At 53.6% G+C, this 24,467-nt stretch carries 21 protein-coding genes; 12 read left to right on the plus strand and 9 right to left on the minus strand.

Annotated features, from left to right (window positions below; all coding sequences use genetic code 11):
* Positions 1–78: 78 nt before the first annotated feature.
* The gene (locus G163CM_RS17395; RefSeq protein ID WP_231825755.1) at positions 79–690 is read left to right on the plus strand and encodes a DUF1287 domain-containing protein; all 612 of its coding nucleotides are present in this window, start codon (positions 79–81) and stop codon (positions 688–690) included.
* A 749-nt stretch (positions 691–1,439) separates the two neighbouring features.
* Here the strand turns inward: G163CM_RS17395 and G163CM_RS17400 are convergent.
* From G163CM_RS17400 to G163CM_RS17420, 5 genes are all read right to left on the minus strand, one after another.
* Positions 1,440–2,066 carry a hypothetical protein gene (locus G163CM_RS17400; protein WP_231825756.1) on the minus strand — a complete coding sequence of 209 codons (627 nt, stop codon included), beginning with the start codon at positions 2,064–2,066 and terminating at the stop codon, positions 1,440–1,442.
* A 13-nt stretch (positions 2,067–2,079) separates the two neighbouring features.
* On the minus strand, positions 2,080–2,961 hold the full coding sequence (locus tag G163CM_RS17405; protein WP_231825757.1) for a DMT family transporter: 882 nt from the start codon (positions 2,959–2,961) through the stop codon (positions 2,080–2,082).
* A 100-nt stretch (positions 2,962–3,061) separates the two neighbouring features.
* A complete protein-coding gene (gene katG, locus G163CM_RS17410) occupies positions 3,062–5,242 on the minus strand; it encodes a catalase/peroxidase HPI (RefSeq protein WP_231825758.1) in 2,181 nt (726 codons plus the stop codon).
* Positions 5,243–5,406: 164 nt separating this feature from the next.
* Positions 5,407–6,297, minus strand: coding sequence for a methylenetetrahydrofolate reductase (gene metF / locus G163CM_RS17415; RefSeq protein WP_231825759.1), 891 nt, complete (start codon positions 6,295–6,297; stop codon positions 5,407–5,409).
* A gap of 157 nt (positions 6,298–6,454) precedes the next feature.
* Positions 6,455–7,363 (minus strand): LysR family transcriptional regulator, encoded by a 909-nt coding sequence (locus G163CM_RS17420; RefSeq protein ID WP_231825760.1) that lies wholly within the window; start codon positions 7,361–7,363, stop codon positions 6,455–6,457.
* 89 nt (positions 7,364–7,452) lie between these two features.
* Between G163CM_RS17420 and G163CM_RS17425 the strand changes: the two genes are divergently transcribed.
* Entirely contained in the window at positions 7,453–7,827 is a 375-nt protein-coding gene (locus tag G163CM_RS17425) for a carboxymuconolactone decarboxylase family protein (RefSeq protein WP_231825761.1), read from the plus strand.
* Positions 7,828–7,914: 87 nt separating this feature from the next.
* Here G163CM_RS17425 and G163CM_RS17430 read toward each other — a convergent pair whose 3' ends face one another.
* Together G163CM_RS17430 and metB are read right to left on the minus strand one after the other, a co-directional pair.
* Complete coding sequence (locus tag G163CM_RS17430; protein WP_231825762.1) at positions 7,915–10,347, minus strand: bifunctional aspartate kinase/homoserine dehydrogenase II; 2,433 nt, start codon at positions 10,345–10,347, stop codon at positions 7,915–7,917.
* A 2-nt stretch (positions 10,348–10,349) separates the two neighbouring features.
* On the minus strand, positions 10,350–11,510 hold the full coding sequence (gene metB / locus G163CM_RS17435; protein WP_015966497.1) for a cystathionine gamma-synthase: 1,161 nt from the start codon (positions 11,508–11,510) through the stop codon (positions 10,350–10,352).
* Between the two features lie 264 nt (positions 11,511–11,774).
* Here metB and metJ point away from each other — a divergent pair, with 264 nt between their 5' ends.
* Together metJ and G163CM_RS17445 are read left to right on the plus strand one after the other, a co-directional pair.
* Positions 11,775–12,092 (plus strand): met regulon transcriptional regulator MetJ, encoded by a 318-nt coding sequence (gene metJ, locus G163CM_RS17440; protein WP_015966498.1) that lies wholly within the window; start codon positions 11,775–11,777, stop codon positions 12,090–12,092.
* Between the two features lie 65 nt (positions 12,093–12,157).
* On the plus strand, positions 12,158–12,766 hold the full coding sequence (locus G163CM_RS17445) for a YiiX family permuted papain-like enzyme (protein ID WP_231825763.1): 609 nt from the start codon (positions 12,158–12,160) through the stop codon (positions 12,764–12,766).
* A gap of 266 nt (positions 12,767–13,032) precedes the next feature.
* On the opposite strand, the gene G163CM_RS17450 is transcribed toward G163CM_RS17445, so the two are convergent.
* A complete protein-coding gene (locus tag G163CM_RS17450) occupies positions 13,033–14,454 on the minus strand; it encodes an MFS transporter (RefSeq protein WP_231825764.1) in 1,422 nt (473 codons plus the stop codon).
* A gap of 303 nt (positions 14,455–14,757) precedes the next feature.
* Positions 14,758–14,970, minus strand: a complete 213-nt coding sequence (gene rpmE / locus G163CM_RS17455; RefSeq protein ID WP_015966500.1) for a 50S ribosomal protein L31 — start codon at positions 14,968–14,970, stop codon at positions 14,758–14,760.
* Between the two features lie 212 nt (positions 14,971–15,182).
* On the opposite strand from rpmE, the gene priA reads away from it, so the two are divergent.
* The 8 genes from priA to G163CM_RS17495 all read left to right on the plus strand — a co-directional run bounded on the left by priA (position 15,183) and on the right by G163CM_RS17495 (position 23,952).
* Positions 15,183–17,378 (plus strand): primosomal protein N', encoded by a 2,196-nt coding sequence (gene priA / locus G163CM_RS17460; RefSeq protein ID WP_231825766.1) that lies wholly within the window; start codon positions 15,183–15,185, stop codon positions 17,376–17,378.
* Positions 17,379–17,528: 150 nt separating this feature from the next.
* Entirely contained in the window at positions 17,529–18,551 is a 1,023-nt protein-coding gene (gene cytR / locus G163CM_RS17465) for a DNA-binding transcriptional regulator CytR (RefSeq protein WP_015966502.1), read from the plus strand.
* A 99-nt stretch (positions 18,552–18,650) separates the two neighbouring features.
* Complete coding sequence (gene ftsN / locus G163CM_RS17470) at positions 18,651–19,643, plus strand: cell division protein FtsN (RefSeq protein WP_071843569.1); 993 nt, start codon at positions 18,651–18,653, stop codon at positions 19,641–19,643.
* Between the two features lie 90 nt (positions 19,644–19,733).
* Entirely contained in the window at positions 19,734–20,264 is a 531-nt protein-coding gene (hslV, locus tag G163CM_RS17475) for an ATP-dependent protease subunit HslV (RefSeq protein WP_015966504.1), read from the plus strand.
* A 9-nt stretch (positions 20,265–20,273) separates the two neighbouring features.
* Complete coding sequence (gene hslU, locus G163CM_RS17480; protein WP_015966505.1) at positions 20,274–21,605, plus strand: HslU--HslV peptidase ATPase subunit; 1,332 nt, start codon at positions 20,274–20,276, stop codon at positions 21,603–21,605.
* 69 nt (positions 21,606–21,674) lie between these two features.
* Positions 21,675–22,595, plus strand: coding sequence for a 1,4-dihydroxy-2-naphthoate polyprenyltransferase (menA, locus tag G163CM_RS17485; protein WP_231825767.1), 921 nt, complete (start codon positions 21,675–21,677; stop codon positions 22,593–22,595).
* Positions 22,596–22,687: 92 nt separating this feature from the next.
* Complete coding sequence (gene rraA / locus G163CM_RS17490; RefSeq protein ID WP_231825769.1) at positions 22,688–23,173, plus strand: ribonuclease E activity regulator RraA; 486 nt, start codon at positions 22,688–22,690, stop codon at positions 23,171–23,173.
* A gap of 59 nt (positions 23,174–23,232) precedes the next feature.
* Positions 23,233–23,952: a hypothetical protein gene (locus G163CM_RS17495; RefSeq protein ID WP_231825770.1), complete on the plus strand. Its 720-nt coding sequence runs from the start codon at positions 23,233–23,235 to the stop codon at positions 23,950–23,952.
* The last annotated feature ends 515 nt before the right edge of the window (positions 23,953–24,467 follow it).

Here is a 24,467-nt window from a genome sequence, read left to right on the forward strand (position 1 = left end):
CTGAAACGAACCTTTTTGTCGCGCACCATTTTCTCTGCTGAAGGTCAAATCGCCAGACACACTTCATGGACGACGCGAATGAAACTCCTGCTGGCGCTTATCACTCTTCTTGCCGCTACTTTTATTCACCACTCGCCACCTCTTGATACCAAACCCGTAACCGTACAGGCGCAAACTAATTCCGCTATTGCTCAGGGCGCAGCACAACAAATCGGCAAAACGCTGTATTACGACGCGGCCTATGTTCGACTGGCCTATCCCAACGGCGATATACCGCTGGAACGCGGCGTCTGTGCCGACGTAGTGATACGCGCGTTACGCACCCAACAGATTGATTTGCAGAAATTATTGCATGAAGACATGCAGGGGAACTTCGCGGCGTATCCACAGAAATGGAAGCTAAAACGCCCGGACAGCAACATCGACCATCGCCGCGTACCCAACCTGGAAACCTGGTTTCAGCGCCATGACAAAGCCTTACCCATTACCGATAAATACAGCGACTATCAGCCGGGTGATATTGTTTCGTGGCGATTGAGTAACGGCCTGGCGCATATTGGCGTGATTTCTCTGAACCACGCATACGATGGCACACCGCTGGTCGTGCATAACATCGGCGCGGGCGCGCAGGAAGAGGATGTGTTATTTAGCTGGCGGATTGTGGGGCATTACCGGTATTACACGCATTAAGGATACTCTCTATTTAATGCGTATGTTATTTGAATAATTTACGCATAATCCTTTCGCGCAACGAATAAGACACAAACTCAAAAGCGATAAATAGAATGAACGCGATCACCAATGCGGAAGCATTGTGAATGGGTCCATATAAAACAAACAAATACGCAATGAATAAAGCGAACAATCCCAACGCAATATCCAAAAAAAGCCCGAAAATAAATCTAAAGAATTTCATAGCAGTCCACACATAACACATATTAATAAATAAATTCATTTACATGGATACTTTTCTTTCAGCCTTTCAATCAGCCATGTCGCAGCATTTGCTTTCCAGTCGTAAACTGTACTTTTCCCCTCACTGTATTCCAAAAAATATCCTTACCCCAGACCAAGCACTTCCCACGGCGCAATCTTTTCAGGAAAACAGGCTCTTTTCTCTTTAGGGATGCTGTCGCGAATAGCAAGGTAGCTATCGAGAACGCCATATACGTAGCTTTCACAGTCAAATCAGGGGATGTATCCTCCCGCAGTCTGCCCAATCACACTACAGGATTAGTATAAACGATCCACCGTCACGATTTGGCGAGGCTTTTTTGACTCCCAGGGGACGGGGAGGGCTAAAACACTTACTGAAAATAACACCATTATTAATAAAATAATATTTTCCCAACAAATATTCACCATGAATGAATCTCCATTTCAAATCGATAATAAAACTATCTTTCAGCAATGTACCGCAGCAAAGCGGCCACATAGTTTTACTCCTTAAAACGCTTACCCATATCCTCTCCCCATTCATAATACACCTTTTCACTTCTCATAAGCTTGATAACATTTCCATGTTCAACATCAATAACAGCTCCTTTCACTTCCCCCATGTTGTTACAAACAGAATGAGGCGGTATTTCAACAATAACGCGTAGCTCATCGCGCCAGGATACAGCGCCAATATTTATTGCATCCTCCCCATTACACATCCAGCACTTCGTTAAAACGGCCTCAATAATAGGCCGAAGTGATATTATTTTGGGAGTTGTAATGTCTTTAGTATCGATAACGTAAGTGTCCCAGGTGCCAACCCAACCTCCATCGCTAACAGTAAGAGTAAAATAGCGAGAATCTGATGACCATAAAACTTCAGAAAGCTCTGGATTAAATATAACATTTAGAGGAATGAATCTATTACCCACTTTTAATGCCAATGATTCATCATTAATAGCTACAGTGATTTTACCATCCGGGGATTTTACTCCCTCATGTTTTAATAGCGGTACGTTATACATATTGATGCCATCACGCCCCCAGTCTCCTGAATGGCCTGATGCAGCGATACAAGACAAGTTCATTAATATATAAATCAATAGTATCCATAAACGAAGATGCATTTTAGCTTCCTCTTTAACGCTTCTTCCCGCTCACCACCGCCAGCGCCAGCACAATCAGCACGATCCCCGCACCTTCTACTGGCCCTGGATTCTCGCCAAGCAGCCACCAGGAAAACAGTACGCCACAGACCGGCACAGCGAGGGTGCTCAGGCTGGCGATACTGGCAGGCAAGTTTTTCAGCACAAACAGCCACAGGCTCCAGGCCAACGCCGTCGCCAGAATCGCGCTATAGCCCAGCGCCCAGAACACGATAGGCTGCCAGTCAATTTCCGGCTGCGGAACCAGCCAGGCCACAAGGCTCATTACCAGCGCGGCATACAACATTTGCCAGGCGGTTAACGACAGCAGATCAACACCCGGATGACGGGTATACATCCGCTTGGCAACGATGGCGCTCGCTCCCCAGCTTATACCGGAAAGAATCGCCAGCAGCGCGCTTTTCAGCGAGCTAAAATCAAGCTGCCACGGTTGCATCACCAGCACCAGGCCTATCGCGGCAATACCGATGGCGGCATATTGCAGGCGTCGCAACCGTTCGCCCAGCAACAGCGCGGCAAGGATCACCACCCAGAACGGCATGGTATAGGTGAGGATGGCGACCTTCCCCGCGCCGCCGCTCACCAGCGCCCACTGGGCGAGGCCAATCATGCCGCAGGTCTGCAGTAAGGCGATAGCGAAAGTAAACTTAAACGGCGTCGGGCGCAGGCCGCGACCGCGTACCAGCAGAACGAGGAACAGAACGAGGGTGCCGAAAATACAGCGCAAAGCAGTGAAGTCGAACGCGCCAACATAGCCCGTGACCTGCTTCATGAAAATCCAGCTATAGCTCCAGATGAGGGTCAGAACGATAAGACCACTGATGGCCAGCGGGTTGCTCTTTCCTGAGGCAGACATGATGAATCCCGTAAAGTGACGATTTCTGCGTGCACTATACGCCTCAAAAAAAACGTCAGCGACTGCTGCAAAGCAATCGCTGACGGATTAAGCACTTAGATTACTGCAGGTCGAAACGGTCCAGCTCCATCACTTTCACCCATGCCGCCACGAAGTCTTTTACAAACTTCACGTGAGCATCGCTGCTGGCGTACACTTCGGCCAGCGCGCGCAGTACCGCGTGAGAGCCGAATACCAGATCCGCGCGGGTGGCGGTGTATTTCACTTCGCCGTTCAGACGGTCGCGGCCCTCGAACAGCTCGCTGGTGTCGTCGGTGGCTTTCCATTCGGTGCGCATATCCAGCAGATTTGCGAAGAAATCATTGCTGAGCACGCCCGGACGGTCAGTAAAGACGCCATGCTTGCTACCGTCGAAGTTCGCGCCCAGAACGCGCATACCGCCCACCAGCACCGTCAGTTCCGGCGCAGTCAGGGTCAGCTGCTGAGCTTTGTCGATCAGCAGAGATTCGGTGGTTGCCGCGCCCGGTTCGCCGCGATAGTTACGGAAACCATCTGCGATCGGTTTGAGCAGCTCGAACATCTCGATGTCGGTCTGATCCTGACGCGCATCTACGCGGCCCGGCGTGAACGGAACATGAATGCTGACGCCCGCAGCGCTCGCCGCTTTCTCAACACCCACAACGCCTGCCAGGACGATGATATCCGCCAGTGACGCCTTGCCGGATGCACGCTGGATTTTCTCCAGTGCAGGCAGCACGCGAGCTGCAGTGGCGTTCACCGCCCAGCCACGCTGCGGATTCAGCGCCAGACGTGCACCGTTGGCACCACCGCGTTTATCACCACCACGGAAGGTAGACGCAGAGGCCCAGGCAACAGAAACCAGTTCACTCACCGAAAGACCAGAAGCAGCGATTTCCGCTTTCAGGCTCAGAATGTCTTCTTCCGTCGGATGGTAGGTCGGCTGCGGCAGCGGGTCCTGCCAGATCAGATCTTCTTTCGGTACTTCCGGCCCGATATAGCGCGCTTTCGGCCCCATATCACGGTGGGTCAGTTTGTACCATGCACGCGCGAACGCTTCGTTAAACGCCTGCGGATCGTTCAGGAAACGACGGCAGATTTTTTCGAATTCCGGATCAAAACGCAGCGTCAGGTCGGTGACCAGCATGGTCGGCTTACGTTTTTTCGACGGGTCGAACGGATCAGGAATAATTTCAGGCGCATCAACGGCTTCGAACTGAATTGCGCCAGCCGGGCTGCGAGTCTGAACCCACTCGTATTTGAACAGGTTCTCGAAGAAGTAGTTGCTCCACTGCGTTGGGGTCTGCGTCCACACTACTTCAAGACCTGAGGTAATCGCATCTTTACCGACACCAGTGCCGAAATCGCTCTTCCAGCCGAGGCCCTGGTTTTCAATCGGTGCGGCTTCCGGGTCCGGGCCAACGTGAGTTGCCGGGCCAGCGCCGTGGGTTTTACCAAGAGTGTGACCACCGGCAATCAGCGCCACAGTCTCTTCGTCGTTCATCCCCATGTTGCCAAAGGTCGCACGAATCGCCGCTGCCGCAGAAAGCGGTTCACCGCTGGCGTTCGGGCCTTCCGGGTTCACGTAGATCAAGCCCATTTCAGTGGCCGCTAACGGACGTTTCGCCAGCTCTTCCGGGTCACGGTGAGCCAGCCAGGCTTTCTCATCACCCCAGTTTACGTCAAGATCCGGTTCCCAGACGTCTTCACGACCGGCACCAAAGCCGAAGGTACGGAAGCCGGAGTTTTCCAGCGCCACGTTACCGGCCAGGATGAACAGGTCAGCCCAGGAAATTTTCTGGCCATATTTCTGCTTGATTGGCCACAGCAGGCGACGCGCTTTATCGAGGCTAACGTTATCTGGCCAGGAGTTCAGCGGCGCAAAACGTTGCTGACCACGGCCCGCACCGCCACGTCCGTCAATAGAACGATAGGTACCTGCGCCATGCCACGCCATGCGGATAAACAAACCGGCATAGCTACCCCAGTCGGCAGGCCACCACGGCTGCGATTCACTCAGCAGCGCGCGCAGATCGCCTTTCAGAGCGGAGTAATCCAGTTTGCTGAATTCTTTGCGATAATCGAAGTCTTCCCCAAGCGGGTTAGAACGGTTGGAATGTTGATTCAGAAGGTCCACACGAAGCTGTTTTGGCCACCAGTCTTTACTGGTCGTCCCTGCACCAGCGCTCTGATCGTGACCGCCCTGATGGAAAGGGCACTTACCTGCGGACGTTTTGTTCTCGATATCGTCTGACGTACTCATCAATATGCTCCCTCTACAATGTTACCGTTACGATATACAGCATCAGAGTAAAGTTATAATTGAAATAATCCACAGATTCGATAGTTGGAAACTTTTATATTTTTGGTTACAGGGATGTAGATCAATGTAGATGTAAAAAAGCCCTCTTGCGAGGGCCTTTTCGACTATAAGGAGGGTCTGACACCCAGCGTATGACAGATGGCATAGCTCATCTCAGCACGGTTAAGTGTATAAAAATGAAAATCTTTTACCCCTTCCCGACTTAAAATCTTTACCATGTCCATGGCGATAGATGCCCCGACCAGTTTGCGCGTCTCCGCGTCATCGTCCAGCCCTTCAAACATTGTAGACATCCAGTGCGGGATACGCACATTGGTCATGTCGGCAAATTTCTTCGCCTGTTTAAAGTTAGAGACCGGCAAGATACCCGGAATAATTTCAACATCGATACCCGCAGAAACGCAGCGATCACGAAAACGCAGGTAGCTTTCCACATCGAAGAAGAATTGGGTGATCGCGCGATTGGCCCCGGCATCAACTTTACGTTTCAGGTTGAGCAGATCCGCCTGCGCGCTTTTCGCCTCCGGATGCACTTCCGGGTAAGCAGCAACGGAGATATCAAAATCGCCAACTTCTTTCAGCAAGCCAACCAGATCCGCCGCATACATATCCGGCTTGCCGCTGCCTGGCGGCAGGTCACCGCGCAGGGCGACGATATGGCGAATGCCGTTGTTCCAGTAGTCCTGGGCGATGGCGCGCAGTTCATCACGGCTGGCATCAATGCAGGTCAGGTGCGGTGCGGCCTCAAGGCCGGTACGATCTTTAATACCTTTGATGATGCTGTGCGTGCGGTCACGCTCCCCGGAGTTTGCGCCATAGGTGACGGAAACGAATTTTGGCTTGAGGCTGCTCAGACGATCGATAGAGTTCCACAAGGTTTGCTCCATTTCACTGGTGCGCGGCGGGAAAAATTCGAACGAAACATTAATATGCCCCTGGACTTCGGCCAGACTCTGATTCAGGGCTTCCCGCTGGTTGGCGTGAAAAAAGCTCATACCTTACCTCATCAATCGCGTGTCATTATTTGTTGTGTTGTGAACTGCTATACGTTTAGACGTCTAGATGTAAAGATGAAGGAAAAGTTGGGGAAGGTCAATAGAAAGATCCACGCAAACGGTGAGGAATATTCAGTGAAGATGAAAAATATTCATCTTACTCCGGTGCTGTGAACTGACTCTTTAAAAGAGTTATCAACCACTCAAGTTTCGGCTGCTTTTCTGGCAATACCACGACGCCTGCGCTAACTCGTAGACTATTGTCTGATAATGGACGAAAAACAACACCCTGCCGCTGAATGGCGGCGAAAGATGCCGGAAGCAGGCTTAAGCCATCTCCATTTGCGATTCGGGCGAGCAGAACATCATGTTCGAGAGGCTCTTCGATGCAGGATGGCACATAACCGGCATGCTGGAAACGTTGACGAGTGTAATCAAAAAAAGCCGGGTTACGCTCTCGCTTGAACCAGAATAAAGGGCGAGAACTTAAAGAGGATAAAGAGATCGAAGCAGATTCTGCCACTGGCCAGATAGCGGGCAAAGCGGCAATCAGCGGTTCTTGCCAGCCAAGCGGTACAACGGATAATCCACCGATCTCAAGCGGCAGTGCCACCAGCGCCGCATCCAGTTTTCCTCGTTGCACCTGACGCACCAGCTCAAGAGAACTGTGCCGCGCGATACGTAGCGTATCAACCTGCGCACGTAGCCGGGTTTCTAACGCCGTAAAAACCCCCTGCTCAAACGCCGTGGTTAGCCCAATACGCAGTAGAGGGCCATTTGCCAGCGCAAGTTTATCGAGCGCAGCATAGGTTTTCTCCTGCAACGCCAGCAGCGGGCGAACGATCTCCAGCACGCGCGCCCCTTCCTCCGTCAACGTTAGCCCGCGGGTATGACGGACAAACAGCGTTACCCCCAGACGTTCCTCAAGCTGGCGAATATGACGGCTGAGCGGCGGTTGCGACATAAAGAGTCGCAGTGCAGCCCGGCTCATGTTGTTCTCTTCCGCCACTACGGAAAAATAGCGTAGCAGGCGAATATCGAGAGAGTGAATCTGTGCGTTTGTCATACCGAAAAGGTATCACGGAAACGGTATTATCCAAACAGCGTCCGGCGGCCTATTCTCGCGTCACACCTAAGATAAACGAGGATTTCCCCATGCATTCAGAACGTTTTATTACCGGCCAGGACATGCTGCAACAAGTGGATGGCAAAGGTGGCGATGCTGTCGTCGAAAGTCTGCAAGATATCGCGCCAGACTTTGCCCGTTACCTGATTGAATTCCCCTTCGGTGACATCTATTCCCGCCCGGGTCTGGATTTACGCAGTCGTGAAATTGCCACCGTCGCAGCATTGACCGCATTGGGGAACGCATCACCACAATTGAAAGTGCATATTGCGGCGGCGCTTCATGTTGGGTTAACGCAGGAAGAAATTACTGAAGTGATTATGCAGATGGCGGTTTACGCTGGTTTCCCGGCGGCGCTGAATGGCTTGTTCGCGGCAAAAGAGGTCTTTGCCGCTCAGCAGTAACGCCGGATGGCGATGCTCACGCATCTTATCCGGCCTACGTTTTGTATAGGTCGGATAAGACGTAGCCGCCGTCCAACAAATGGATTATTACAGCAACTGCGCCAGTCGGTTAATGTCCGACTGAATCGCCCCGGCGGTGACATCGCGCCCCGCGCCAGGCCCACGGATCACCAGCGGGTTGTCGCGATACCAGCGGCTTTCGATGGCAAAAACGTTATCGCACGGCAGCAGCGCCGCCAGCGGATGTTCCGGGCGCACCGCTTCCACGCCGACGCGCGCTTTGCCGTTGGCGTCGAAACGCGCCACGTAGCGCAGCACCAGCCCCATTTCCTGCGCAGCTTCAAAGCGTTGCAGCATCTGATCGTTCAGCTCATCGCCGTTTTCAAAGAAGTGGTCGATTGAGCCATCTTCGCAGTGCGATGGCACCAGCGATTCCACGCGAACCTGATCGGGTTCGATATCGTAGCCCGCTTCGCGCGCCAGAATCACCAGCTTACGCATCACGTCTTTCCCGGAAAGATCGTCGCGCGGGTCGGGTTCCGTTAAGCCCTGCTGCCAGGCTTGATCCACCAGCTCGGTGAACGGCACGGTGCCGTCGAACTGCAGGAACAGCCACGAAAGCGTGCCGGAGAAAATCCCGCTGATGGACAGAATGCTGTCGCCGCTGTCGATCAGGTCGCGCACGGTGTGGTTCACCGGCAGGCCCGCACCAACGGTGGCGTTATACAGCCAGTGACGCCCGGTTTTTTCAAACGCGTCGTGGATCTGGCGGTAGTTATTGCTGCTACTTGCCCCGGCCAGTTTGTTGGCGCTGATAACATGGAAGCCATGGCTGGCGAAATCGAGATACTGGTCAGCCAGCTGCGGGCTGGCAGTGACATCCAGCACTACCAAATCATCATACGGGTGCGCGCGCATCCACAGGAACAGGGACTCTTCGTCCTGTTCGACCGCTTCATCTTCGAAGAATGCCAGCGCGCGGCTGGCGTCCAGCCCTTCATAGCTCAGCAGGCTGCGGCGGCTGTCTACTACGCCTGCCAGCGTGAATTCAAACCCGGTACGCGCCGAGAGGGTGCTTTGCTCACGCGCGAAGAGCTCCAGCCAGCGAGAGCCGATGTTGCCCTTGCCGAACAGCACCAGGCCGATGCGTTTTTCTGCGCGGAAGACGGACTGATGCAGGCCCTGAATCAGGCTTTCGGTTGGGCCGGTACGCAGCACGGCGACCAGGCTGATGCCCTCTTCCGATTGCCAGGTAAACTCGACAGGCTGGCCTTTCAGTTGCTGCCAGAAACGGTGGCAGTGCAGCGGGTTACGGGTGACGCCCGCCCCGACAATCGCCACCAGCGCCAGGCCCTGACGTAGACGCAGCTCGCCCGGCAACCCGGCTTCATCTAGAATTTTGAGTGCGCTATCCGCCACTTCAGAGGTGTAGCAGAATTGCAGCAACTGGCGATCCGTATGAACGCCAACAGCCAGCGGACGAATACCCGCACGCTTCAGTAATTGGTCAATCTCTTTATGCGCCAGCTTAAAGTCCTGGCTTGCCGGGACGCGGAATTCAATCAGGCAGACATCATCGTGGCTGGTGACAATACGCGCGCCCGTCCCGGAGGCCAGCACGCGTTCAATACGCGTGGAGCCTTGATCCGGCGTATAGCTACAGCGCAGTTGCAGGTCGATATCGCTGCCGGAAACCGGCTGTAAGGTACGTGCGTGCAGCACCGGCGCGGCAAGACGCGCCAGCTCGCTGGCTTCATCGAGACGCAGCAGCGGCAGCAGGCAGGCGTCTTTCACTTTGCGTGGGTCAGCGCTGTATACCCCCGCGACATCGCTCCAGATAGTTACGCGAGAAACGCCCGCCAGCGCGCCGATTTGCGTCGCGGAATAGTCAGAACCGTTACGCCCCAGCAGCACGGTTTCACCCGCGTTGTTGCGGCTAATAAACCCGGTGACGACCAGGCGTTTTCCCGGATGCTGCGCCATGAGCTGTTGCAGCAGCGGGTAAGATAAACCTTCATCCACCTGCGGTTGGGCGGAGCGCTCGGCACGTAAAAACTCACGCGCGTCGAGCCACGCCGCATCCAGACCTTGTTGTTGCAGCACAGCCGCCATCAGGCGTGCAGACCAGACTTCACCGTGGCCCACCACTTCCGCATACACGGCGTCGGAGACACCGCCATCCAGCAATACGGCTAAACGTTCGAGGTCATGAATGAATGCGCTAATCAAGCCGTCGGCAATCTCAGCAGGCAGCAGGCCGCTAATCAACTCTGACTGATAACGACGCAGCGTCTGTTGAACCTGATGCGCAGAAAGGCGATCGCTCTGGCTGAGTTTCAGCCAACTAATCAACTGGTTAGTGGTGCTACCGGCTGCGGAAACGACCATCATATCGCCGGGCTGAGAATACTCTGCCATAATCCCGGCAACACGCAGGTAACACTTCACATCTGCCAGACTACTCCCACCAAATTTATGCAGTTGACGTTCGTTCGTCCCTGCCTGCGCAATCACACTCATTTTTATCCCTCGGCTGCAACCCGGAAGCCATTTTCCAGATCGGCAATTAAGTCTTCACTATCTTCAATACCGGTTGAGATACGCAACAGCGTCTCAGAAATCCCGGCGGCGGCGCGCGCTTCAGGCGCCATGCCCGCATGGGTCATCGTAGCGGCGTGGGAGATTAAGCTCTCAACGCCACCCAGCGATTCCGCCAGCGTAAACAGCGACAGCCCGCTCAGGAAGCGGCGTAGCGTTTGCTCGTCGCCGTCCAGTTCAAAGCTGAGCATCGCGCCAAACCCTTTCTGCTGGCGGGCGGCAATTTCGTGGCCCTGATTTTCCGGCAAAGAAGGATGATACAGTTTTTTCACCAGCGGCTGGTTTTTCAGGAAATCGACAATCGCGTAGGCGTTGCGTTGCGCCACTTCCATGCGCGGCGACAGCGTGCGCAAACCGCGCAGCAATAAATAGCTGTCGAAGGCGCTACCGGTCACGCCGATATTGTTCGCCCACCAGGCCAGTTCGGTGACGGTTTCCGGATCTTTGGCAATCACCACCCCGGCAACCACATCAGAGTGGCCGTTCAAATATTTAGTACATGAATGCAACACCAGATCCGCGCCCAATGCCAGCGGATTTTGCAGCGCCGGGCTCAGGAAGGTGTTATCCACCACGCTGACCGCGCCGACTTCCCGCGCCAGTTCACATATTTTCGCGATATCCACCACGCGTAACAGCGGATTACTCGGACTTTCGACCAGTACCAGTTTCGGTTTCTCTTCCAGCGCCGCACGCAGCGCCTGTTCGTTACCTTGATCAACGAACTTCACGCGGTAACAGCCGCGTTTTGCCAGGCTGTCGAAAAGACGGTAGCTGCCACCGTAGCAGTCGTGCGGGGCCACCAGCAGGTCGCCCGGCTTCAGGAACACGGTCGTCACCAGGTGAATCGCCGACATACCCGTATTGGTCATCACCGCGCCCGCGCCACCTTCCAGCTCGGCCAACGCTCGCTGGACCACATCACGCGTCGGGTTGCCGCGACGCGAATAGTCGTGCGCGCGAGGCTCATTAAAACCGGTGAAATTATAGGTACTGGAGAGATGAATCGGCGGGACAACGCAGCCATACTGTTCGTCGTCATTTAAACCGCTGCGCACTGCGATGGTGGCTTGTTTACGGGTCATGGTGATTCGTTCCTGACTTAGTCGGTGAAATGTCAGGCACCAGAGTAAACATTGTCACAATAGACGTCAATACATCTGGACATCTAAACTTCTTAGCGTATAGATTGAGCAAAAGACGAATAGCCGTTAAAATTATATGCATTAGCGCACAACTGCGGCGGCTCGTATCGTGTCAGGGCCGCGTCACTACGGTAAACTATGCGCGATTATGGTCTGGGTTAGAGCCCGGCCTTTTATTAATGATAAAGAGGATTAAGGTATCTCATGGCTGAATGGAGCGGCGAATATATCAGCCCATACGCTGAGCACGGTAAGAAGAGTGAGCAAGTAAAAAAAATTACGGTTTCCATTCCTCTGAAGGTGTTAAAGATCCTCACCGATGAACGCACGCGTCGTCAGGTGAACAACCTGCGTCACGCCACCAACAGCGAACTGCTGTGTGAAGCGTTCCTGCACGCATTCACCGGGCAACCGCTGCCTAACGATGAAGACCTGCGTAAAGAGCGCAGCGATGAAATCCCGGAAGAGGCGAAGGTGATTATGCGTGAACTGGGGATTGACCCGGAGACGTGGGAGTACTGATTCAGGGAGCGCGGCTTACGGAGTACGAGCCGCGCTTTTTAATGTGATAACACGGAGGTTGTGCCATGAAACCCTGTTTTCTGGCATTAGGCCTGGCTTTGGCTTATCCGGCTTATGCCTGGGAGCCGCAAACCGGCGACATCATCTTTCAAATTTCTCAATCTTCACAAAGTAAAGCCATTCAGTTGGCCACCCATTCTGACTATAGTCACACCGGCATGATTGTTATCCGCGAGAAAAAACCGTATGTCTTCGAGGCCGTTGGTCCGGTTATCTATACGCCGCTGCAAAAATGGATAAGGCACGGAAAAGACGGGAAATATATCGTGCGTCGTGTGGACGGCGGGTTATCGGCTCAGCAAAAACAGAAGCTGGCACAAACCGCGAAGCGCTATCTCGGTAAACCTTACGATCTGGCCTTTTCCTGGAGCGATGACCGCCAGTACTGCTCTGAAGTGGTGTGGAAGGTGTATGACAAAGCGCTGGGAATGAAATTGGGTAAGCTGCAAAAACTGAAGGATTTCGATCTCAGTAATCCGACGGTGCAGGCCAAACTGAAAGAACGCTACGGCAAGAATGTGCCGCTCAATGAAACCGTTATCTCCCCGCAGGCCGTGTTTGATGCGCCGGGGCTGGAAACGGTTGATAAAAAGTGGCCGTTATTTTCGTGGTAGTGCACGCTGAAGAAAATGCCTGATGGCGCTGCGCTTATCAGGCCTACAAATTCTGCAATCTGTAGGTCGGGTAAGCGAAGCGCCACCCGACAAGCAACTCCGCACCCCGTAGGTCGGGTAAGCGCAGCTCCACCCGACAAGCAACTCCGCACCCCGTAGGTCGGGTAAGCACAGCGCCACCCGACAAGCAACTCCGCACCCCGTAGGTCGGGTAAGCGCAGCGCCACCCGACAAGCACTCCCGCGCCCGACACGGCTTACTCCGGATTACTTACTGATCCCATTGAGTTTATTCAGCGTTTCTTCCATTTTTAGCGTCTGTTTCCGGTTCAGCGGATAGAAGTAAATCAAAATCACTGCCGCCAGGAACAAGCATAATGCCGGTAACAGGTTGGCCATGGTGTAGATATTTTCCTGTACCACGCTGGTTTGCACCGCGCCGCCGGTCGATGAAGACTGATAACCGATAATCGCCAGCATAAAGCCGCCAATCGCCCCCGCGAACGCCTGACCCACTTTACGGGCGAAGAAGTTCACGCCATAAACGGTGCCATCTTCACGATCGCCGGTCACATACTGATGGTAGTCACAGACATCGGTCATAAATGCCCAAATCATCAGGTTGAACAGCCCGGCCCCCAGCGTCGCGAGGAAAAGGAATACCAGGTACACCTTCGCATCGGTGATGTGAATAAAATACATGATCAGGTACATCGCCACCGCAAACAGCAGCGCGCCGACGCTGGCCTCTTTTTTACCAAACCGCTTCGTCAGCCAGGACGCCGACGGCGCCAGCAGCACCAGTGAGCCGAAGGTAAACAACAGGGCGACGGACATCGCTTCTTTATTGTGGAAATAGTCATTAAACAGGTAGGTCATATTGGTACCGGAAAGCCCCTGGTTAATGACGATCAGCAGATCCACAACCACCAAAACAATCAGCGCTTTATTACGCAACAACCCTTTCAGTAAAACGGAAACGGGCATGCTCTCTTTTTTCTCTACACGCACACGCTCGGTGGTGAGCTGGCAGGTCAGCGTTAAAAAGATAAAACCCAGAATGGCGCAGCCAATTGAAATCCAGAAAAAGTGCTGACCGGAAATCACCTGGCTTCCGTCAACCAGGGTGGTGTACATCAGAATAGGAATAAAGAAGCCGGTTGCCCCGCCGCCGATCGCTGAACCAATACTGCGATACGTTGAAAGCGAAACACGTTCATCCGGGTTGGAGGTAATGGCTGCTGACATTGCGCCATAAGGAATACTGACGGTCGATAACAATGAGCCGTAAATAAAATAGGAACAACAGATATAAATAATTTTCGCCGAATATGAAAAATCATGCACAAACGGCAGAAAAAGCACTACCGAAATAATGCAGAACGGGTACTTCATACGCCGTACCCACGGGTTAAAGCGCCCGGTCGCCGTCAGTTTCGAGGTATCGCACAAACGTCCCACGGTGACATCAACAAATGCATCAAAGAGTTTTGTCACGAAATAGAGCGAGCCGACAATAACGCCGGAAACACCGAGGACGTTTGTGTAATAAATCATTAAAAAACTGTTGACCAAACCAAGAATAAAACAGGTTCCCAGGTCACCACATAAATAACCGATTTTGTCTCTGAATCCAAATGGTCTGATGGCTGCACTGCCATGTTCCGTGATATTTTCATTGCCAGGCATGATGTCACTCCTTAGACATATTATTCACGTAAATATATTTAGAGAATACTTTATTACGCTGGCGATTTTAGTTTCAGCGGACATAACGACACCTTCCGGTTATTGCCACTGCCGAATATAAAGTGGCAAAAAACAGAAGATAGAGAAGATACAGATCACTAAAACGACTCATCAAATACAAAAATGAAACGTGATTTTATTTTTGTATTTGATATACATTCAGAAGAAAGATGAAATATGTAATAGTATTGATGACAGACACAAAAAAGGCGCCTTTCGGCGCCTTTTTCGGAGAAGCAAAACTTATTTGCTGCCCGGGATGCTGAAACGCTTGTTGAAGCGGTCAACACGACCACCGGTAGCAACGTCACGCTGCTTACCAGTGTAGAACGGGTGGCATGCGCCACAAACGTCCAGGTTCAGATCATGACCCGCAGTGGAGTGAGTCTTGATAACATTACCGCAAGAACAAGTTGCAGTAATTTCTACGTAATTCGGGTGAATACCTTTTTTCATGGGAAACCTCAGTTAAGGCCGCGTCGCTCTTCCAGCCCTAACGCCAGACACCACGCGATGTTGATAGTAAACTTCTCGGCTTTCGACGCATTTTTTCTGCATCAAAGGCGGCGGATCATACAGAATCTGAGCAGGGTATGCAAACTGATCCGTTCTTCACCTGAATACAATGTGTATACTAACCCGCCACTTTTCAAGTCCAGGAAGAAAAAATGCCTGTTGCCCACGTCGCCCTGCCCGTTCCGCTACCGCGTACGTTTGACTATCTGCTGCCTGAAGGCCTCAGCGCAAAAGCGGGATGTCGCGTGCGCGTGCCGTTCGGCAAACAGGAGCGCGTTGGCATCGTCGTGTCGGTCAGCGAAAAAAGCGAACTGCCGCTGGATGAGCTGAAACCGGTCATTGAGGTCCTCGACAGCGAACCGGTGTTCACCACCTCGGTATGGCGACTGTTGCTGTGGGCGGCGGATTACTATCATCACCCGATTGGCGATGTGCTGTTCCACGCGCTGCCGATTCTGCTGCGTCAGGGCAAACCGGCCAGCCATGCGCCGCTGTGGTACTGGTTTGCCACCGAGCAGGGCCAGGCGGTGGATATCAACAGCCTGAAGCGCTCGCCAAAACAACAGCAGGCGCTGGCCGCGCTGCGTCAGGGAAAAATCTGGCGTCATCAGGTCGCGGAACTGGAATTTACCGAAGCGGCGTTACAGTCGCTGCGCAGCAAAGGGTTAAGCGAGCTGGCAAGCGAAGCCCCCGCGCTGAACGACTGGCGCGAAGGCTACTCCGCCATCGGCGAGCGGTTACGGCTCAACACAGAGCAGGCCACCGCCGTGGGCGCAATTCATAGCGCATCTGACCGCTTCTCTGCGTGGCTGCTGGCGGGGGTGACGGGTTCCGGTAAAACCGAAGTGTATCTCAGCGTGCTGGAAAACGTGCTGGCGCAGGGGAAACAGGCGCTGGTAATGGTGCCGGAAATCGGCCTGACGCCGCAGACCATCGCCCGCTTCCGCGAACGTTTTAACGCGCCCGTGGAAGTGCTGCACTCCGGGCTTAACGACAGCGAGCGCCTGAACGCCTGGCTGAAAGCCAAAAGCGGCGAGGCGGCGATCGTTATCGGCACGCGTTCTTCCTTGTTTACGCCGTTTAAAAACCTCGGCGTGATTGTTATTGATGAAGAGCACGACAGCTCTTATAAACAGCAGGAAGGATGGCGTTATCACGCGCGTGACTTAGCCGTCTGGCGCGCGCACAGCGAGCAAATTCCGATAATTCTCGGCTCGGCGACGCCTGCGCTGGAAACACTGCTCAACGTGCGCCAGCATAAATATCATATGCTGCGCCTGACGCGTCGCGCCGGAAATGCGCGACCAGCGACGCAGCATGTACTTGATTTAAAAGGCCAGCAGTTGCAGGCGGGGCTTTCTCCGGCGCTGATTAACCGCATGCGTCAGCATTTGCAGGCGGATAATCAGGTGATCCTGTTCCTCAATCGTCGCGGTTTCGCGCCCACATTGCTGTGCCACGACTGCGGCTGGATAGCCGAATGTCCGCGCTGCGACAGCTACTACACACTGCACCAGTCGCAGCATCATTTGCGTTGCCACCACTGCGACAGCCAGCGCCCGATCCCGCGCCAATGCCCTTCCTGCGGCTCGACGCACCTGGTGCCGGTTGGCCTGGGAACGGAGCAACTGGAACAGGTGCTGGCCCCGCTCTTCCCCGGCGTACCGCTTTCCCGTATCGACCGCGACACGACCAGCCGCAAAGGTGCGCTGGAACAATATCTGGCGGAAGTGCATCGCGGCGGCGCGCGTATTCTGATTGGCACCCAGATGCTGGCAAAAGGCCACCACTTCCCGGACGTCACGCTGGTTGCCCTGCTTGATGTCGATGGCGCGCTTTTCTCGGCAGATTTCCGCTCGGCAGAACGTTTTGCCCAACTTTACACCCAGGTTTCCGGGCGCGCAGGCCGTGCAGGTAAACAGGGCGAAGTGGTTTTACAAACGCACCATCCGGATCACCCGTTGCTGCAAACGCTGCTGTATAAAGGCTACGACGCCTTTGCCGAGCAGGCGCTGGCCGAGCGCCAGACAATGCAGCTTCCGCCGTGGACCAGCCACGTGCTGATCCGCGCGGAAGATCACAACAACCAGCAGGCGCCAGTGTTCCTGCAACAGCTGCGTAATCTGTTGCAGGCCAGCCCGCTGGCGGATGACAAACTGTGGGTTCTCGGCCCGGTTCCCGCCCTCGCGCCGAAACGCGGCGGGCGTTATCGCTGGCAAATCTTGCTGCAACACCCTTCCCGCGTGCGCCTGCAACATATCGTCAACGGCGCGCTGGTCCTCATCAATACGCTACCGGAAGCGCGCAAAGTGAAGTGGGTCCTCGACGTTGACCCGATTGAAGGTTAATGCCCAGGTTGCGAGCAAGATCGAGGAATCTAACAATCGTCACACTTTTTATGAAAATTCTGTAACAGATCGGATTAACTATCTGATAAAAGTGTGTCTGATGTCAGATACAGGGGACGTGTCTGCGCCAGTTAGCGAGGAGAGAATCAGGTGAAGGCTAAAAAACCGGTTGTGGCCGCAACCATGAAAGACGTTGCTATGCAGGCGAAAGTCTCTACGGCAACCGTATCACGCGCATTAATGAACCCCGAGAAGGTCTCGCAGGCAACGAGAACTCGCGTTGAGCAGGCCGCACTGGAAGTGGGTTACCTCCCGCAGGCGCAGGGGCGTAACATGAAACGCAATGAATCCCGCACCATTCTGGTCATCGTGCCGGATATCTGCGACCCGTTCTTTAGCGAAGTGATCCGCGGCATCGAAGTCACCGCCGCCTCGCAGGGGTATCTGGTGCTGATTGGCGACTGCGCGCACCAGAATCAGCAGGAAAAAACCTTCATCGATTTAATCATTACCAAGCAGATCGACGGTATGTTGCTGCTCGGTTCACAGCTGCCGTTTGATGCCAGCATTGAAGAGCAGCGCAACCTGCCGCCGATGGTGATGGCCAACGAATTCGCCCCGGAGCTGGGGCTGCCGACGGTGCACATCGATAACCTCACCGCCGCGTTCAATGCCGTAAACTACCTGCACGAGCTGGGTCATAAACGCATTGCGTGTATCGCCGGGCCGGAAGAGATGCCGCTGTGTCACTACCGCTTACAGGGGTACGTGCAGGCGCTGCGCCGCAGCGGTATCACGGTAGATCCGGCGTACATCACGCGCGGCAACTTTACCTACGAAGCGGGCGCTAAGGCGCTTGAGCAGCTTCTGGCGCTGCCGCAACCGCCGACCGCCGTGTTCTGCCATAGCGATATCATGGCGCTCGGCGCGTTTTCCTGCGCCAAACGTCACGGTCTGAAAATCCCGGACGACCTGTCGATTATCGGCTTTGATAACATCTCGCTGGCGGAGTTCTGCGATCCTCCACTCACCACCGTTTCTCAGCCGCGTTTCGACATTGGTCGGGAAGCGATGCTGTTATTACTGAATCAGCTCAGTGGACAATATGTCGACAGCGGTTCGCGTTTGCTGGACTGTGAACTGGTGATTCGCGGCAGCACTCAAAAAATATGACATAAAAGTGTGGGGCTTTAGGACTTGCTTGTCTGGTCAAAGCCTCGTCGCTTAAGTAACATGTCGGGTTCACGAACGAATAAATACAGCGAAACGATAGTGGCACAACGAGATTATGTACGCCGCAGCCAACAGGCTCCTTCGCGGCGCAAAAAGAGCACCTCACGGAGTTCGCGGAAAAATCAAAGTAGCTTCCCGGCGGTATCACCGGCGATGGTGGCCATTGCCGCCGCGGTGGTCGTCGCCTTTATCGGTGGTTTGTACTTTATTACCCATCATAAAAAAGAAGATTCTGAAACGCTGCAAAGCCGTCAGATGACAGGGAATGGTCTACCGCCGAAACCGGAAGAGCGCTGGCGCTACATTAAAGAACTGGAAAGCCGCCAGCCGGGCGTGCGTGCGCCAACGGAACCGTCTGCGGGCGGGGAAGTCATGAACCCGAATCAGTTGACCGACGAACAGCGCCAGTTGCTGGCGCAAATGCAGGCCGATATGCGCCAGCAGCCAACGCAGCTGACGGAAGTACCGTGGAACGAGCAAACGCCGGAACAACGCCAGCAAACGCTGCAACGTCAGCGTTTAGCGCAGCAGGCGCAACAAGCGCAACAGCAGCAATGGGCGCAAACGCAGCCTGTGCAGCAGCCGCGCGCGCAACAGCAGACACAGCAACCGGCACGCCAGGCGCAAACCACACAGCAGCCGCCGCGTCAGACGCAGCAGCCGAAGGCGGCCGCTTCTAACCAGCAGCCGTATCAGGATCTGCTGCAAACGCCTGCGCACACCACGACGTCAGCGCCTAAACAGCAGGCCGCCGCGCCGGTGACGCGTGAAACGACGCCGCCTAAGGCAACCGAGAAAAAAGACGAGCGCCGCTGGATGGTACAGTGTGGTTCGTTTAAAGGCGCAGAGCAGGCCGAAACCGTGCGTGCACAGCTGGCGTTCGAAGGGTTTGATTCACGTATCACCACCAACAACGGCTGGAATCGCGTCGTCATCGGGCCTATCAAAGGCAAAGATAACGCCGACGGCACCCTCAACCGCCTGAAAATGGCCGGTCACGGAAACTGCATAAGACTCGCTTCCGGGGGTTGAAACCCCCGAAATACCCCCCATCTATAATGACATTCTGCCCCGCAAAGCTTGCGGGGCCCCTATTCCGTATTTGCAACAAGGGGTCTGCTCGTGACAACAATAGTAAGTGTTCGCCGTAACGGCCACGTCGTAATCGCCGGTGATGGACAGGCTACGCTTGGCAATACCGTGATGAAAGGCAACGTGAAGAAAGTCCGTCGCCTGTACAACGACAAAGTGATTGCCGGTTTCGCTGGCGGCACCGCTGATGCCTTCACTCTGTTCGAACTGTTCGAACGTAAGCTTGAGATGCACCAGGGCCATCTGGTGAAAGCCGCCGTTGAGCTGGCGAAAGACTGGCGTACCGACCGTATGCTGCGCAAGCTGGAAGCCCTGCTTGCCGTTGCGGATGAAACCGCATCCCTCATCATTACCGGGAACGGCGACGTCGTTCAGCCGGAAAATGACCTGATTGCTATCGGTTCTGGCGGCCCGTACGCCCAGGCCGCAGCCCGTGCCCTGCTGGAAAACACCGAACTGGGCGCGCGCGACATTGCTGAGAAAGCGTTGGATATTGCAGGCGATATCTGCATCTACACCAACCACTTCCACACCATTGAAGAATTACCGTCTAAAGCGTAAGGATTGACCATGTCTGAAATGACCCCACGCGAAATTGTCAGCGAACTGAACAAACACATTATTGGTCAGGACGCGGCCAAACGCTCCGTTGCGATCGCCTTACGTAACCGCTGGCGTCGTATGCAGCTTGATGAAGAGCTGCGTCACGAAGTAACCCCGAAAAACATTCTGATGATCGGCCCGACCGGTGTCGGTAAAACCGAAATCGCGCGTCGTCTGGCCAAGCTGGCTAATGCGCCGTTCATCAAAGTTGAAGCGACCAAGTTCACCGAAGTGGGCTATGTGGGTAAAGAAGTGGATTCCATCATCCGCGATCTGACCGATTCCGCCATCAAAATGGTGCGCGTGCAGTCCATCGAGAAAAACCGCTTCCGCGCCGAAGAGATGGCGGAAGAGCGTATCCTCGACGTGCTGATCCCCCCGGCCAAAAACAACTGGGGCCAGGCAGAGCAGCAGGCTGAACCCTCTGCCGCGCGTCAGGCATTCCGCAAAAAACTGCGTGAAGGCCAACTGGACGATAAAGAGATTGAAATCGATCTCGCTGCTGCACCGATGGGCGTTGAAATCATGGCGCCTCCGGGAATGGAAGAGATGACCAGCCAGCTGCAGTCGATGTTCCAGAACCTCGGCGGGCAGAAACAGAAACCGCGTAAGCTGAAAATCAAAGATGCGATGAAGCTGTTGATTGAAGAAGAAGCGGCGAAGCTGGTGAACCCGGAAGAGCTGAAACAAGACGCTATCGACGCGGTTGAGCAGCACGGTATCGTGTTCATCGACGAAATCGACAAAATCTGTAAGCGTGGCGAATCCTCCGGCCCGGACGTTTCCCGCGAAGGTGTACAGCGTGACCTGCTGCCGCTGGTAGAAGGCTGCACCGTGTCCACCAAGCACGGTATGGTGAAAACAGATCACATTCTGTTTATCGCCTCCGGTGCATTCCAGGTGGCAAAACCGTCTGACCTGATCCCGGAACTGCAGGGCCGTCTGCCGATTCGCGTTGAGCTGCAGGCGCTGACCACCAGCGACTTCGAACGCATCCTGACCGAACCGAATGCGTCCGTTACCGTTCAGTACAAAGCGCTGATGGCAACCGAAGGCGTGAACATTGAGTTCACCGAATCCGGTATCAAGCGTATTGCCGAAGCCGCGTGGCAGGTCAACGAAACCACCGAGAACATCGGTGCACGTCGTCTGCACACGGTTCTGGAGCGTTTAATGGAAGATATTTCCTATGACGCCAGTGATTTGAATGGCCAGAGCATCACAATTGATGCGGAATACGTGAGCAAACACCTGGATGCACTGGTTGCAGATGAAGATCTGAGCCGTTTTATCCTATAATCGCGTTCAATGCATATTCATCACTGTTGATGGGGCTGAAAAGCCCCATTTTTATTGGCAAAAATCACTATGACTGAAATCAGCCGCACCCAGGCCTGGCTTGAAAGCCTGCGCCCTAAAACGTTACCTCTGGCCTTCGCATCTATCCTTGTGGGCATTACGCTCGCCTGGTGGCAAGGGCACTTCGATGCAACTGTGGCTGTACTGTCGCTGGTTACTGCGGGCCTGCTGCAAATCCTCTCCAACCTCGCGAACGACTATGGCGATGCGGTGAAGGGCAGCGATAAACCCGATCGCATCGGGCCGCTGCGCGGAATGCAAAAAGGTGCCATCACCCAGCCGCAAATGAAACGCGCGCTGATGATTACCGTGGCGCTCATTTGTCTTTCCGGCCTGGGGCTGCTGTTCGCGGCGTATCAAAACATCGGTGACTTTATCGGTTTCCTGGTGCTGGGGTTGCTCTCTATCGTTGCGGCAATTACCTATACTGTAGGTACTCGCCCTTACGGATATATCGGTCTGGGCGATATTTCTGTACTTATTTTCTTCGGCTGGCTGAGCGTTATCGGCAGTTGGTATTTGCAGGCGCATATGCTGAGCGCCACGCTGATTCTTCCCGCCACAGCGTGCGGGCTGCTGGCAACGGCGGTACTGAATATCAATAACCTGCGCGATATCGACAGCGATCGCGAAAACGGCAAAAACACGCTTGCGGTACGTTTAGGCCCGGTGGGCGCACGTCGCTATCACGCTTGCCTGCTTGGCGGCACGCTGGTGTGTCTGGCGTTGTTTAACCTGATTTCGCTGCAAAACGTGTGTGGCTGGCTGTTTATTCTCGCCACGCCGCTGCTGTTTAAACAGGCGCGCTACGTCATGACGCAGCGTGAGCCGGTCGCGATGCGCCCGATGCTTGAACGCACGGTCAAAGGCGCGCTGCTCACTAACGCTCTGTTTATCGTTGGGATTATCCTGAGCAAGGCGCTGGGTTAACTGACAAATATCAATTAACAATTGATGATTTTGCCAACAGTGCACAGAGCGCGATATACTGAAATCACTCGCAGCAACTGAGTGTTAATCCTATGAAATACGATACTTCCGAGCTTTGCGACATCTATCAGGAAGATGTCAACGTCGTGGAACCCCTGTTCTCCAACTTTGGCGGGCGGTTGTCGTTTGGTGGGCAAATCACCACCGTGAAATGTTTCGAGGATAACGGGTTGCTGTATGATCTGCTCGAACAGAATGGCCGTGGCCGCATTCTGCTGGTTGACGGCGGCGGCTCCGTACGCCGCGCGCTGATTGATGCAGAACTGGCGCGTATCGCCACCCAGCACGAGTGGGAAGGCATTGTGGTTTACGGTGCCGTGCGTCAGGTTGATGACCTTGAAGAGCTGGATATCGGCATTCAGGCCATTGCCGCCATTCCGGTTGGCGCCGCTGGCGAAGGCATTGGAGAAAGCGATGTGCGCGTCAATTTCGGCGGCGTGACCTTCTTCTCCGGCGACCATCTCTATGCCGATAATACCGGTATTATCCTTTCTGAAGATCCGCTGGATATCGAGTAAATAATTCGCATATCATAAAGGGGAAATTTATTTCCCCTTTTTTATACACGGATGTATATATGCGATTTATAGTTTTAGGTGTTTTATATATTTCAGTTATTATTATCAAGCATCTGCAATGGAAAAATCTGATCACGGACGACGCTGGTAATATTATCTCCTATGTGAATCTCGTCTTTTTTTATCCGTTGGGTACCGCTTGCCTTGTGGCCGCCGCGTTTTGCGTAATATTTCGTAAGACGGCGCAGCAGCAAATTATTGCCGGGACAAGCTGGGTGATGGGGATAATATTTCTGTTCAGCTGCGCCACACACTTCTGGCAATTCTTTAGCTGGGAGTACACCGCACCGAATGCGCCCATCACGCTGACGTTCCCGAGTAACGAGTGGAAAACGGTGGTGACCACGCCTCATGGCTACCGTATGACGGTAGTGATGAAAAACGTCCATGCCGGGATTTCAGTGATGTCCAGCACTCAGGATTCCAGTAACGTTCATAACTTTGATGAATTACTCACGTCACAGCAGATTCACTACAAGAGTGGCTATCAGGCAGATGCGTTTACGCTTTATCCCTGTCAGGTTGACGGCTTTCGGTGCGCCTATCAGGACTATATCGCCACAACCGATGATGGCGATGAAAAACGGTCTATTTTGATGACGCTGCTGGATAATACCCATTTTATCCAGGTGGCGGCGGTTATCGATCAGAAATATGCTGATGAGTATTATGATGAAATCATGGGAATTATGCAGTCTGCAAAGGCTATTAAGGATTAAGTATGTGTTACGTTTTATCAGTACCATTGTTCGCGATTCTATTTTTTATTAATGTACTCAAAGGTGATTATATTCTGTTAAAGCCTTATCCTGATGCAGGAACCCAAAGTGAATACTTAACCTACGTTATTTTTGGTTCATTTATATTCCCTCTCCTCGTTGCCATCATTATATCGGCTTTTAAAAAGCAGAAAGGAAGACGTATGCTGTTTAAGCGGCTTAACTGGACACTCTTTGTGCTCATCATCATCCTTGGGAATAGCCTGCTTATCTAGTCATTACATGGCGGATAGGGCTCTACTTAGCCGCCGATAAACTCTTTTGTTTCATATTTGAGACATACCATCCCCTCCTCTAAAAAATACCAATCGACATTCAATCATTTAATAATATTGCGTTATAGCTCAAGTTTTATGCCTTGACGGCCTACCTTTCACGTGCGATTTTCTTTATATCAAATAATAAACTTAGTTTCATATTTGAAACAAACTCATAAAAAATAATATTCGTTTCAC

The organism is Pseudocitrobacter corydidari (assembly GCF_021172065.1).
In the GTDB taxonomy this organism is placed as follows: Bacteria; Pseudomonadota; Gammaproteobacteria; order Enterobacterales; family Enterobacteriaceae; genus Pseudocitrobacter; species Pseudocitrobacter corydidari.